At 70.3% G+C, this 12,314-nt stretch carries 13 protein-coding genes and 1 pseudogene; 8 read left to right on the top strand and 6 right to left on the bottom strand.

Annotation, left to right across the window (positions count from 1 at the left end; all coding sequences use genetic code 11):
• Positions 1–74: 74 nt before the first annotated feature.
• Positions 75–1,466 (top strand): DUF5933 domain-containing protein, encoded by a 1,392-nt coding sequence (locus QQM72_RS37940; RefSeq protein ID WP_399080129.1) that lies wholly within the window; start codon positions 75–77, stop codon positions 1,464–1,466.
• Between the two features lie 162 nt (positions 1,467–1,628).
• On the opposite strand, the gene QQM72_RS37935 is transcribed toward QQM72_RS37940, so the two are convergent.
• The 5 genes from QQM72_RS37935 to QQM72_RS37915 form a co-directional block, all read right to left on the bottom strand.
• The gene (locus QQM72_RS37935; protein WP_314225354.1) at positions 1,629–2,096 is read right to left on the bottom strand and encodes an SRPBCC family protein; all 468 of its coding nucleotides are present in this window, start codon (positions 2,094–2,096) and stop codon (positions 1,629–1,631) included.
• Positions 2,097–2,217: 121 nt separating this feature from the next.
• Complete coding sequence (locus tag QQM72_RS37930) at positions 2,218–2,679, bottom strand: SsgA family sporulation/cell division regulator (RefSeq protein WP_314225353.1); 462 nt, start codon at positions 2,677–2,679, stop codon at positions 2,218–2,220.
• A gap of 115 nt (positions 2,680–2,794) precedes the next feature.
• The gene (locus tag QQM72_RS37925; protein WP_314225352.1) at positions 2,795–3,637 is read right to left on the bottom strand and encodes a hypothetical protein; all 843 of its coding nucleotides are present in this window, start codon (positions 3,635–3,637) and stop codon (positions 2,795–2,797) included.
• Positions 3,638–3,879: 242 nt separating this feature from the next.
• Positions 3,880–4,248, bottom strand: coding sequence for an ArsR/SmtB family transcription factor (locus tag QQM72_RS37920; RefSeq protein ID WP_314225351.1), 369 nt, complete (start codon positions 4,246–4,248; stop codon positions 3,880–3,882).
• Positions 4,245–4,691: an SRPBCC domain-containing protein gene (locus tag QQM72_RS37915; protein WP_314225390.1), complete on the bottom strand. Its 447-nt coding sequence runs from the start codon at positions 4,689–4,691 to the stop codon at positions 4,245–4,247. The genes QQM72_RS37920 and QQM72_RS37915 overlap by 4 nt, the downstream gene beginning before the upstream one ends.
• A gap of 999 nt (positions 4,692–5,690) precedes the next feature.
• Here QQM72_RS37915 and QQM72_RS37910 point away from each other — a divergent pair.
• From QQM72_RS37910 to QQM72_RS37880, 7 genes and pseudogenes are all read left to right on the top strand, one after another.
• Entirely contained in the window at positions 5,691–6,713 is a 1,023-nt protein-coding gene (locus QQM72_RS37910; protein WP_314225350.1) for a LacI family DNA-binding transcriptional regulator, read from the top strand.
• A 474-nt stretch (positions 6,714–7,187) separates the two neighbouring features.
• Positions 7,188–8,312 carry a GH12 family glycosyl hydrolase domain-containing protein gene (locus QQM72_RS37905; RefSeq protein ID WP_314225349.1) on the top strand — a complete coding sequence of 375 codons (1,125 nt, stop codon included), beginning with the start codon at positions 7,188–7,190 and terminating at the stop codon, positions 8,310–8,312.
• A gap of 252 nt (positions 8,313–8,564) precedes the next feature.
• Positions 8,565–8,839, top strand: a pseudogene (locus QQM72_RS37900) (arginine decarboxylase); the annotation flags it as partial.
• A gap of 85 nt (positions 8,840–8,924) precedes the next feature.
• Entirely contained in the window at positions 8,925–9,251 is a 327-nt protein-coding gene (locus QQM72_RS37895; protein ID WP_314225348.1) for an Orn/Lys/Arg family decarboxylase, read from the top strand.
• A 117-nt stretch (positions 9,252–9,368) separates the two neighbouring features.
• Positions 9,369–10,448, top strand: coding sequence for a hypothetical protein (locus tag QQM72_RS37890; RefSeq protein ID WP_314225347.1), 1,080 nt, complete (start codon positions 9,369–9,371; stop codon positions 10,446–10,448).
• 159 nt (positions 10,449–10,607) lie between these two features.
• Entirely contained in the window at positions 10,608–10,778 is a 171-nt protein-coding gene (locus QQM72_RS37885; RefSeq protein WP_314225346.1) for a hypothetical protein, read from the top strand.
• Positions 10,779–11,109: 331 nt separating this feature from the next.
• A complete protein-coding gene (locus QQM72_RS37880) occupies positions 11,110–11,589 on the top strand; it encodes a hypothetical protein (RefSeq protein WP_314225345.1) in 480 nt (159 codons plus the stop codon).
• 75 nt (positions 11,590–11,664) lie between these two features.
• On the opposite strand, the gene QQM72_RS37875 is transcribed toward QQM72_RS37880, so the two are convergent.
• Positions 11,665–12,183: a GAP family protein gene (locus QQM72_RS37875; protein ID WP_314225389.1), complete on the bottom strand. Its 519-nt coding sequence runs from the start codon at positions 12,181–12,183 to the stop codon at positions 11,665–11,667.
• Positions 12,184–12,314: the final 131 nt, after the last annotated feature.

The raw sequence follows: 12,314 nt of genomic DNA, 5'->3' as shown, positions 1-12,314 counted from the left end.
ACGCCATTCGGCGTGCTGAGTAATGTGATCATTCAAAATCGAGCAAATTGGTTAAGTAATTGATATACATAGCAATGCGGGCGTTTTCGCGAATAAAAGGCAGAACTGCCCGCTTCGTGGAGAGTCGTCCCCGGGCGATTCTGTGGGCCGCGGTGGGTGTGGTCGCCCTCGGATTCCTCATCGCGCTGGAAGTCGCGGCGCGTCGCTGCGGTCTGCCGGGGCCGATCAGCAACCAGGTGGGGGAGCTGATATTCCCGCCCAAATCGGGATTCCTGTTGTACGCCAGCCTGGCGCTGATGACGGTGGTCCTCACCTGGCGGCAACGGTTCATCGCGTTCGGTGCCGCGATCGGCATCGACGCCGTCTTCTTCCTGGTCCGGCGGGCGGCCGACGTCAAGGTGCACGAAGGCCACCCCTTCGGCAACGGCGCGTTGTGGGTGATGCTGGGCTGTGCGGTCATCGCGGTCACGCGCCGCACCGGCAGGGAACGTGCCCTCCTGCTGAAGGGTGTCGGGCTGGGCCTGCTGCTGGTGGCCGGTCGGAAGACCGGCGACATCTGGCTGATCATCACCTCGAAGACCCGCCCCATGGTGCTCGACCAGTACGTGGCGACCGCCGACCACGCGCTGGGCGAACCGTCGTGGCTGGCAGGCCGGATCATCACCGCCACCGGCTCGATCGGCTTCAACTTCCTGGACATCGTCTACGGCCAGCTCGCGGTGGCCGCGGTCGTCGTCGCGCTGTACCAACTGCGCAACGTGGCGGCCGAGCGCCGCTTCCCGGGGCACCATCTGGTGCGCACCTTCCTGGTGATCGGCCTCCTCGGGCCGGCCATCTACATGATCTTCCCGGTCGTCGGACCGGTCTTCGCCTACGGCACCGGCGCCGAGCACTGGGCATCGGTCAGCCTGTGGTCGCACACGCCGTCCAGCGAGCAGTGGGCGGTGGGCGACCTCTGGCCGGTCACCCCGTCGCCGATCTCCGGCCCGCGCCACATGCCGTTCGACGAGACCACCCCACGCAACTGCATGCCGAGCCTGCACACGGCGTGGGCTACCGCGATCTTCATCCATTCCCGGAAGGGCCCGCGATTCCTGCGATTCGCCGGAACGTTCTGGCTGGTTGCCACGCTCGCCGCAACGCTGGGATTCGGCTACCACTACGGAGTGGATCTCATCGCCGGCGTGGTGTTCGCGTGCACGATCGAGGCAGGTCTGCGCTCGCTCGACCGCGGCTGGGACCGAGCGGGAATCCAGCCGGTCGCCTACGGTGCCACGGTCTTCGTTGCGCTCTTGGTCTCCTACCGCTACCTGCCGCTGCAGATGGCGGAGCATCCGTGGCTGTCGGGACCGCTTCTCCTGCTGGCCATGACCTCGGTGATCTACGGCTACGCACGGACCACCGCGCTGTGGGAACCGAAGACCGCACCGGCCCGGCAACCGGAACCGCAGCCCGAACTCATCTGAATCGTGTCCGCCAGGCTGCGGTCCGAGCACCGCTCGGGTGGGCCGCGATGCTGATGTCCGGCGGAGGCCGCAGCTCAGCTCAGGACGGGCAGCCGGCCCCGGCGGACTCAGGAGTGGATCGCGGCCCTTCCAGACCCTCGCGAGCCGGGTCGCGGACGGGCCTCAGCGTGGCCCGTCGCCTTGCGACGGCGGAGCGCCCAGAGCATGGTCGACCGCCCGCGGCAGGCGCTCGGACACCTGGTCGCCGAGCCGTTCGAACTCGCGCTGCAGCAGGGGACCGGCCAGCCGAGCCAGGCCGTGGAAGTCGACATGCGCCCGATAGGTCAGCTGCGTGACTCCCGCGTGTTCCTCGAAGCGCATGTCGTCGGTCGAGGTGGCCGTCTTGTTCCGCCCCACGAAGGTGAGGCGGTCCGGCTCCCACCGGACGAGCCGGTACCGCAGCTCCGTGCGACGCCCGCGGAACTCCGACACGTTGCGCCACTCCGTCCCCACGGCCACCGCGCCGGCGCCCAGCCGTTCACAGGTGACCGTGCCCGGGTCCCACATCTCGGCGTGCGAGAAGTCCGCGAGGTACCGCACGACCTCGTCCAACGGATGGCGGACGGTCAGGACACGCTCGACTTCGACCACGATTGCCTCTCCTCGCTCACTGAACCGGTGGCGCTGACCGGTCGCACCACCTCGTGTTTCGTCGGCCGGAGGGCCCACGGATGCACTGCGTGTCCAGATCACCGTGCGGGCCGCCCCGCGGTCACCCGGGATACAGCAGACGTTCCAGGGGCCCCTCCCAGCCCATCCGGGCGGATTCCTCCCCCGCAGGCACCGACGCGAACGTCTCGTCCAGCCAGTCACGAAGTTCGTCGGCCGGTACGAAGAGCACCGCAGCGGCGAAACTGCTCCGCAGCAGGATCCGGACCGTGCCCAGGCCATGGCAGGGGCAGGGCGGCCAGACCCGCACGTCGCCCTCACCGGACGGCACGCGCAGACCGGCGTACAGCAGATCCCGCGAGAACGTCCAGGGCACGATGTCGTCGGGTGAGCCGGGGAAGTCCATGCGTACGGCGAGCGGATCGGCGGGGTCGTGGACGAAGCAGACCTCGAGCTGAACGGCTTCGTCGGCGCTGAGGAGCACCCGGATGGACAGAGTGCGTCGCAGTACTTCGGGCGCCCGCAGGGAGCGGCAACGGTTCGTAGGGTCGGTCGGATGGTGCATGACGCCTCCCGGAATGGGTGAGGCCACCTCTGCCTGCTCGCCCCGACCACCGCCGGGCGAGCCTCTCACTCTTCCTTCGCCCTGACCGGGCAGGGCAGATGCGTTTCGTGGAGCCCTACGGGTGTTCGCGAAGTTGCAGGAGTCCGGCGACGGAGAAACACAGGGCGCCGGCGAGGGTGCCCCAGTTGGCGATGTCGGCGTTGACCAGGCTGCCCGTGGCGGGGCGGGTGTAGGCGGCGAGCGCCGAGACCATGAACAGGACGGAGCCGAGTTGGTTCACGGCGACGATCCACCAGCCGAGACTGTGCGGGCGCACGCAGGGCTGTCCATGGCAGATCTCGACGAAGCCCAGATGCCCGGAGACCAGGAAGAGCAGGCAGCCGATCACGTCGGGCGCCCAGATCAGCCGGTTGACCTGGTGGACGTTCAGGCCCTGGAGGAAGGAGTCCAGCAGGTCGACGGCGAAGACGAGCGTGCCCGCGAAGAGGACGAAGGCGCCCAGCCAGTCCACTCGCATCGGCTCGTAGCTCCACCACCGCCAGGGGTGGGTGACCAGCGGACCTTCGCCGCCGACGACGTGGCGAGGTGCGTTGATCACCTGGAGCAGTGAGACGTAACCCCCGGTGTTGAAGAAGAGGCCGCCCGCGAAGTAGATCGAGGCGCACTGCGTGCCGTTGCCGGAGCCGAACTGTGCGAAAGCCGCACCGGTCGCGAAAAGTGCTCCGCCGATGACGAACGCGACCGCCGCGACGGCGTTGAGTCTGCGCAGCCTGGCGATGCCTGTGGCGTCCGCACGGGTGTGCCGAGCGGTCGCCGCACCCGGAGGACGCACGGCGAGCAGCCCGCGCCGCCGCGCGAGCCGCGAATCCCACACCGCGGTGCCGCCGCCGGGAAGGCGCCAGGTGAGCCGGGTGGTGAACGGTCCCGCGCCCTCGGCGCACTGCTCAGGCTGCCCCACGGGCCGAGCGTAGACGGGGGGCAGGCCCTCGAAGTGGGCGCAACGCCGTGACGTCCGGGCTCGCGGCACTCATGACCGGATCCCCTTCGCCGTGGCAAACCCCGAGAAGAGGCCAGGAAAGACCGGAAGTACCACAGGGACCACAGGGGCGGAGGGACCACAGGGGCGGAGGGACCACAGAGGCCGGCGGACCGGAGGGTGAAGCGTCCCGATGCGCGTGGACGGTCGCGGCATCGAGCCGTTCAGTCGGGGTGTGCCGAACCCGGATCCCGTTCCGCTGCCTCGGCGACGCGTTTGATGTGCGCCAACCGCCGGTCCCAGTCGGCCGCGAGGGAGGCCATCCACCGCGCCGTCGTGTCCAGTGCCGCGGGTCGCACGGCGTAGCGGACCTCGCGTCCGACCCGGCCGCCGGAAACCAGCCCGGCGGCGTCGAGGACGGAGAGGTGTTTGACCACTGCCTGCCGCGAGACGGGCAGCCGTTCGGCGAGTGTCGTGGCAGTGGCCTCGCCGTGTGCGGCGAGGAGGTCAAGCAGTTGGCGACGCGTCGGGTCGGCCAGCGCGCCGAGGACGCTGTCGACGACCTCGGCTGCTCCGGGGCGTTCTTCCGTCACGTGGCGGAAGATTCGGCACGTGCCTTGAGCGCGTCGAGCTCCAGAGGCCAGCCCGCGCTGTGGTCCTTGAGGTTCTGACTGCGCAGCTCCTCGGAACCCGTCAGCGCCGCGAACCCGCTCTCGACGACGCGGAGTCGGGTCTTGTCGCCCTCCTGGGTCAACGTGAACTCCACGAGGGTGCTGTTGTCCTCGCGCAGTTCCTCCCCGGGGAAGGCACTGGTCCAGCGATACGACAGGTAGGTCGGCGGCTCGACCTTCTCCACACGCACCGGGAAGTCGCCGTGTTCGGGGTTCTTCGCCACCATCGACTCGCCCTCCCTGGCCACGGTGCCGGGCAGGCTCGCCTTGTCGGCCACCCAGAAACCGGGCTGGGCCACCAGCGACCAGACCCGCTCCACGGGTGCTGCGATCAGGGTTTCGCGTTCGATCCGGTCCTCGCTCATGAGGAGCTCCTTCGTCGTCATCGTCTGATGCAACTCCAGGGTTGCACATCGACTCCTAAGGTGCAACTGAAGGGTTGCGCGTCGACGCGCCGCCCCGCCGGCAGGTCTGCTCGGGCCGGACACTCAACCCGCACCGACCGCCGCCGACTGCGACGGGACGACGGGACGACCCGCGCCATCCACGCTGGGCCGACTCCGCTGCCGACCGGCCCGCCCCCGGCTGCTCCGGCGACCGGTCACCCCGACCGGTCCACCCCGCAGCCACTCCTCCTGCTCGCTGCCCTGGCGCTGGTCTCAGGTCGTACTTCGGTCCGGCGCCCGACCGCTGTTTGCGCCGGCCGCCGCGCCGCTCGTGCAGCGCGGACTCGCACCGCGCGGTCCACGGACCGGCCAACTCCGCGATCAAAGCGCCGAGATGGGCACGGGAGATGCCGCGAAGGCAGAGTGGGACAATGCCGCACGGGTCCATTCCTTGGTCGTCACACGCGAGAACTCGTGCGGCCGCCTCCACGTCACTCCCGGCGCCCTCCCCATCCCCGTTGATCATTGCTGGTGGGTGCTGCCGGAACCTGAGCGGACGGAATCGAGGATCCGTCACTTTGGGCCTCTGCGGGGGTTCGGCCCAAGGGCTGGGCTTCACAGCCACCGCTTGGCACGACAGGTCATGTCCCCAACTGGCCTGTCACGAAGATCGTCCCGTTCGGCTTGTTCGCGCGGTTCGTCCCCGGCATCGAAGGACTTCTCCTCGCCCTGACCGGGCGATCTCTCTCATCACCGGCATCCCGGCCGCAGGCAGGTCGATAGGGTCGCGTACCGCCGCCGGACCGCTGTGAGTTCACGGAGAAGACCGAGCGCGCGGTACACGGGTTTCCGCTCCTTCGCGGTCCGCCATGCCTCGCGGCGTCCGGTTGCCCGGTGGTTCGGCCATGCCGCCGGGGAAGTCCGTGTGCCGGGTTGGGCCGGGCCGTAGGATTTGGTGATCTCGTGGGGGAGGTGGTCATGGGCAGGCGACGTCCTGGGGGGCCGACGCTGGAGGAGGTGGCCGTCCGCGCGGGGGTGGGGCGGGGCACGGTCTCTCGCGTCATCAACAACGCGGCCGGTGTGAAGGCGTCGACACGCCGGGCTGTGCAGCGTGCTGTCGAGGAACTCGGCTATGTGCCCAATCTCGCCGCGCGGTCTCTGGCGGGGCGACGGGCCGATGCCGTGGCCCTTGTCCTGACGGAGCCGGACTGGAGGCAGTTCGCGGAGCCGTTCTTCTCCGAGATCGTCCGCTCGCTGGGGGATGCGCTGGCGGACACCGGGATGCAGTTGCTGCTGACCCTGGTCCGCTCGGATGCGGAGCGGCAGCGTTTCCTGGAGTACGCGCGGGGCGGCCGGGTCGACGGGGCGCTGCTGGTGTCCGTGCATGCCGGGGACCCCCTGCCGGACATGCTCGCCGAGGCGCGGTTGCCGACGGTGATGCTGGGACGGCGTTCGGGCGACGAGCACGTCAGCTACGTCGACGCGGACAACGTCGGCGGTGCCCGCAGCGCAGTCGCCCACCTGCTGAAACGGGGCCGCACGGAGATCGCCACCATTACCGGGCCGCTCGACATGTACGTCGCCCAGTGCCGACTGCGCGGCTACCAAGAGGCCCTGGTGACGGCGGGCCAGGGGGGCGAGCGGTCCCGGGTCGCCGAGAGCGACTTCACGCAGGAGAGCGGGCGCCGTGCCATGGCCGAACTCCTCGAACGGCATCCGGAGATCGACGGGGTCCTCGCCGCGTCGGACACCACGGCGGTCGGTGCTCTGCAGGCGCTGCGCGCGGCGGGACGGCGGGTGCCCGAGGACGTCGCCGTGATCGGTTTCGACGACTTTCCGCTGGCCGAGCAGACCGAGCCGCGGTTGACCACGGTCCGTCAGCCGCTGGAGGAGATCGGACGCGCCATGATCCGGCTGCTCCTGGAGGAGATGGACGAGTCCGCCGTCGCCTGGCGCCACGTCATCCTCCGCACGGAACTGGTGGTCCGCGAGTCGTCCTGACCACCTCCGGCCGGTCGCGCCCTGACCGCCTTTGGCCGGTCGCTCGTGTCCTGACCGCCTCCGGCCGGTCGCGCCCTGACCACCGTCGGCCGCTCGTGTCCTGACCGCCTCCGGCCGGTCGCGCCCCGACCACCGTCGGCCGCTCGTGTCCTGACTGCCCCCGGCCGTCCTGCCCACCGCCGGTTGATCCGGAAGCCTCCGTTCAGTGGGACGCTCCCGACCGTCGGCACCCTCGGGAGCGCTCCCAACCAGTGCGGGAGGACAAGTCGCACGCTTCCTCCGGCCTGGCATGCTGGGCGGCTCCGGCCGGGCGTCATCGAAGACTTTCGACGGGTTTCTGCCGACAGCCTTGTCAGGGACATGGAGCCTCCCTAGAGTCCCTGCCGAACCGAGGGAATGGGAGCGCTCCCATTGTCGCAGTAGTGGGAGCACTCCCCGCACCTACTTCCCCCACTCCCTTCGGAGAGGATCCGCATGCGACCGTCACCGCACCATGCCCGCAGGGCGCGTGGCCTGTTCGGCGCCCTGCTCACCTCGCTCGTCTCACTGGCCGCGCTGCTGACCACCGCCTCGGCGGCGCAGGCCGACACCACCATCTGTGAGCAGTTCGGGTCGACCACGATCCAGGGCCGCTACGTCGTCCAGAACAACCGCTGGGGCACCGGCGAGACACAGTGCATCAGCGTGAGCGACTCGGGATTCCGGATCACCCAGGCCGACGGCTCGGTCCCGACGAACGGTGCGCCGAAGTCCTACCCGTCCGTCTACAACGGCTGCCACTACACCAACTGTTCACCCGGAACCAACCTTCCCGCCCAGCTCGGCACCATCTCCAGCGCGCCCACCGGCATCTCCTACAGCTACGTCGGCAACGCGGCGTACGACGCCGCCTACGACATCTGGCTCGACCCCACGCCCCGCACCGACGGCGTCAACCGAACCGAGATCATGATCTGGTTCGACAAGGTCGGATCCGTCCAGCCGGTGGGCTCCGCGGTCGGCACGGCCACCGTGGCCGGGCGTCAGTGGCAGGTGTGGTCCGGCAACAACGGCTCCAACGACGTGCTGTCCTTCGTCGCACCGTCGACGATCAGCAGCTGGAACTTCGACGTCATGGACTTCGCCCGGCAGGCCGTCTCCCGCGGACTGGCCCAGAACAACTGGTACCTGACCAGCGTCCAGGCGGGCTTCGAGCCCTGGCAGAACGGCGTCGGCCTCGCCGTGACCTCGTTCTCCTCCACGGTCAACACCGGCGGTGGCTCCGGTGACCCCGGCGGCTCCACCGCCTGCAAGGTGGCCTACGCGGCGAACGTCTGGCAGGGCGGTTTCACCGCCGAAGTCACCGTCACCAACACCGCCACCTCCCCGGTCAACGGCTGGAAGCTCGGGTTCACCCTGCCCGCCGGACAACAGATCACCAGCAGCTGGAGCGCCGGCGTGTCCCCGTCGTCCGGAGCGGTCACGGCAAGCAGCCTGGCCTACAACGCGCAGATCGCGCCCGGCGGCCAGGTGTCCTTCGGCTTCCAGGGCAGCTATGCCGGATCCTTCACCAAGCCCGCGGCCTTCAGCCTCAACGGCACCTCCTGCACCACCGCCTGACACTTCCGCTCCTCCGGGACCCGCCCGCCCATCCGCCCTCGCCGTGGAGCGGGCGGGCCCCGGCCCACGCCCGGCGCCGGCCCCACCCCTCCCGGTCCCACCGGAAAGGTCCCACCCATGCGCCTCATGACCGACCGTCGCGGCCCGGCGACGGCCGCTCTGGCCTGTGCGTCGCCGCCCTGACCCTGATCGGACCGGCCGCCGCCGTCCCGGAACCCGCACCCCCGCGCGTCCGCCGCCCGGGTCTTCGGCGTGGGCCGCACGTACTTCGTGCTGCACGGCGATTCCACCCGCAACCGCGTGGTCGGCCACTTCAGTGCCACCCGCGACGAGATCGCGCTGGTGGACCGCAACTGCCACAAGTGGTGCTGCACGGGCTGGTCGTCTCCGGCGCCCGTCCCGTCCACCTGATCCACACCCGCAACGGCTACGGCCTGGCGGGGCCGTTGCCCCCGGCGGAACTCGCGGCGGACTCCGTCGCGGCCCGGATCGCCGCGAACCCGCTGACCCGGGATGCGGTCTCGCCGCACCCTGAGTACGCGGTCTTCACCGACTCCACCTACGACGGCCTGTGCTACGACGCGGATCCGCGGCGGCACCCACCGCGTACGGTTGACGGAGGCGCCGGGCCAGGTGGCCGCCGCCATGATCACCGTCACCCCGCCCGGCATTCCCGTCCTGATGCCCGGCGAGAACGTCGGCGCCCCCGACGGCCCGCTGCTGTGTCACCTCTCCGCCCTCGAATCCTTCGACCGCCGCTTTCCCGGATTCCGCAGCGAGACCCACGGCGTGACCCTCGACCCCGAAACCGGCGACCACCTCATCGAATGCCTGCGACCGGCAGCCGACGAGGACTCGGGCTCCGACGCCCAGGAACCCCGCGCCGTGACACCGGCCCAACGAAGCCACCCGGAGGAATCCCACGTCGAGGGCAGGTAGACCGGCCCGGCTCGGCTCCCGAAGACGTCGTACGGCAAGCCGCCATGATCCACGGGCGGCTGTTCAAGAGGCCCTGGTCCGGTGACGCCGCGATGACCTCGGGCCTAAGGTGTGCTGGTGATCTTCAAGAGGAAGCGGGAGGCTCCGAGCCTCGCCGCCATCGTGACCGAACTGGAGGGTGCGGTGGCCGCTCGCGACGGCGACCGCACCGGGCCTGCCTTCACCGCCGTGATGAACGGTGTGCAGTCGGTGTCGGACGCCGAATGCCGTCTGGCAGGGCCTCGGTTGGCGGCGCTGCTCCCCGCCTTCCCGCCCACCGGCCCGCGGCCGATGCTGGCGATGGCGGCCGGATACTGCGTCGAGCGCGGGGCCGATCCGGTGGCCTGCGCCGAGCCGATACTCGACGGTGTCCGGCAGGACCTGCTCGACGCCCTGGAGTTCGCCCGCCGTTGGACCGCCACCGGCGCGGCCGAGGACGAACTGCCTGAGCCGGACGAGAAGATCATCGACGACGCGCTGCCGGCCCGCCTCGGCGTCGACGTGTACGAGGCCACGCGGCTGGCGCTGGCCTGGTGCTCGGTCGAGGAGTGGCAGCCGCCGGCGCTCGCCGTGCTGTGCCGCAGCGCCGAGGTGCGCCGCATGCACGCCTCCGCGAACCTCCCCGCCTGCCGCGATCTGGAGGCACTGCAGCGGCACGACCTCAAGTGCCTGGCCTACGCGCTGGCTGTTCTGGACGACGAACCGATCGTGGTGCTGCACAGGCCCACTGGGGCCGGGTTCGAGGTACGCATCGGCGGCATCGGGGACAACTTCCAGTTGCACACGCTGCTTGCCCACGTCCTCGTCGGCGGGGGCCACGTGCCCGGCACTGTGCCTTCGGCGGAGAGCGTCCGCCTGGCCACGGACCCCGAGCCCGCGCAGGGGCGCACCCGGACCATCGCGACCGGTGCCTTCGAACTCCTCGCCCCGGACGGCGAGCGGATCTGGAACGAGGGTCTGCCCGACGACATCCCCGTGGTGGAGGGCCGTCGCCTGCTCGTGCTCGACGAACCGGCCTACCAGCGCAGTTGGAACGCCGACCGCTTCTTCCCGCATCTTCCCGGCACGGCCGAACTGACCCGCGTCCTGACCCCGGACGAGACGCGGAGCTGGTTCGCTCGGACATCGCCCGGCAACGAAATCCGCCGGCCCTCCTGACTCGGCGGGACCGGGTGAGGCCTGGCGAGACCGGGGGCCGGGTGGGACCGGGCAGCCACCGCCGCGGGCCGGCGGCCGGCGAGAAGCCGGAGCGGGCCGAGGGGCGGTGGGCCTGGCCCGGTGCGCCCCTTGTCAGTGCCGCGCGCTTCACTGGTCGCCATGGTGCTCACCCCATGGATGCTCAACGACCTGCTGGCCCGGCTCACCGCCCCAAGCGGGTCCTTGTACCTGCCTGCGGACATCGACCCGCATACGCTCGTCGAATCGCTGGCCGACCGTCACGGGGCCCCACGCACCCTCGCCCTGGACGGCTTCACGGATGGTTCATGAACTACCGGGAGAGCGACTGACCGCACCCCGCCGCCGACAGCACCCGCAGCCCGGTTCGTGGCGGCCTGGCACGCCACCGGTCGCGGCGCTCGCCATGGCCGACGGACGCCGTCGCGAGCCGTTCACGTGAAGGTGACGCGCATCCCGCCCGAGGCCAGGACGTCGAGCACCAGGGCGACCAGGTGCCCCCGTCCACCTGCACGACGGGAACCAGGCCCGGACCAGGAGCGGGCCGTGAACCACTTCTTGCGTGCCTGGCAGGCCCGTGTTCACCATGCCGGAACGTCAGGGCCGCTGGTGCCGTAGCAGTGGTTGGGACAGTATGCGGCGCATGGACTGGATGCCTCTGCTCTCCACGCTGATGGGTGCCGCCATCGGCATCGCTGCCACCCTGATCGCCGATCGCAACAGGTGGCGGCGCGAGGAAGCACGACATGCTCTGGAAGCGCGGCGTGCCCTGTACACCGCGTACGCCTCCGCGCTCAAGGACGCGGGGGAAGAGATAAGGGCTGTCGCCCTGGGCGATCACATGTCCGAGTCGGCGCGTGATGCGGCGGTGCGCGAAGCTTTCCGTGGGACCGGATTGCACACGGCCAGCGAGCAGCTCTGGCTCGTGGGCCCGCCGCTCGTCGTCGCGGCCGGGAACGAGGCGTTTCACAGCCTGCGTCGGATGCGCGACGCCTATGCCCGTGGGGTCGCGGTCGGCTCCGCCGAGGACATGGCCTTCATCCGGCAGCGCCGCGCCGCCATGGCCGAGATGCGCCGCCGCATGCGTGAGGATCTGGGCATCGGCCCCCTCGAGATCGAATGACCATGGCTGGAGACCCGCGCCCGCGCAGTTCGGTGGAGCGCCCGGTCCGGTGGCGGGATGCGTGCGGAGGGCGTGTCAGGCGACGAGCTCGGCGATGCTGCGGGCCGTCAGCCACAGGCCGAGGAGCAGCGAGAGCGTGACGATCAGCTGTTCCTGGTGCTGCTCCAGCCAGGTCCGCAGAGCGTTCAACCGGGCGTTCGCGACCGCGGGCGCCCAGACCACGTACAGCTCCATGATGATGAGACTGAGTGTGGCCAGCAGGCAGTAGCCGGTCAGTGCGAGCCAGTCGGTGACGGTGGAGAGCTTCGCGTCGACGGCGGTCGCGGCGCCGGCGCCGACCAGTGCCCAGGGCTGCAACAGCCAAGCCAGGCCGGCGGCCGTGACCGGGGAGGCGTTGTCGATCCGGGCGGTCCAGCGTGGCGGGCCGTGCGGGCGGGGCGGTCGGCGGTGCCGGTATGCGCTGTACAGCACCAGTGCCAGGCCGATCGCCAGCTTCGCGACGATGGCGGCAGTCGACGGCGCGCTGTGACGGGCCGGGGGCTGACCGCCGGTCAGCAGCACCACACAGGCGATCACCACGATCAGGTTGGCCAGCCACGTGAGGTTCCCCCGAGATGCGGAGGAAGCTGACAGCCGGTCAGATGGGACTCATGAGAGGACCTTTGACCATGGCTGCACCCCGGAAATACTCGCTTGAGTTGCGTGCCCGTGCGGTGCGGATGTAT

This window comes from Streptomyces zaehneri (genome assembly GCF_032248645.1).
Taxonomy (GTDB): Bacteria; Actinomycetota; Actinomycetes; order Streptomycetales; family Streptomycetaceae; genus Streptomyces; species Streptomyces coriariae.
Note: the sequence above shows the minus strand (reverse complement) of the source record. Positions and strands in the feature narration are given on the sequence as shown.

Coding starts and splice junctions, on each gene's coding strand:
- QQM72_RS37940 (WP_399080129.1), top strand. CDS start 75: ATGCGGGCGTTTTCGCGAATAAAAGGCAGAACTGCCCGCTTCGTGGAG.
- QQM72_RS37930 (WP_314225353.1), bottom strand. CDS start 2,679: ATGCACCATCCGACCGACCCTACGAACCGTTGCCGCTCCCTGCGGGCG.
- QQM72_RS37915 (WP_314225390.1), bottom strand. CDS start 4,691: ATGAGCGAGGACCGGATCGAACGCGAAACCCTGATCGCAGCACCCGTG.
- QQM72_RS37910 (WP_314225350.1), top strand. CDS start 5,691: ATGGGCAGGCGACGTCCTGGGGGGCCGACGCTGGAGGAGGTGGCCGTC.
- QQM72_RS37905 (WP_314225349.1), top strand. CDS start 7,188: ATGCGACCGTCACCGCACCATGCCCGCAGGGCGCGTGGCCTGTTCGGC.
- QQM72_RS37885 (WP_314225346.1), top strand. CDS start 10,608: ATGGTGCTCACCCCATGGATGCTCAACGACCTGCTGGCCCGGCTCACC.
- QQM72_RS37880 (WP_314225345.1), top strand. CDS start 11,110: ATGGACTGGATGCCTCTGCTCTCCACGCTGATGGGTGCCGCCATCGGC.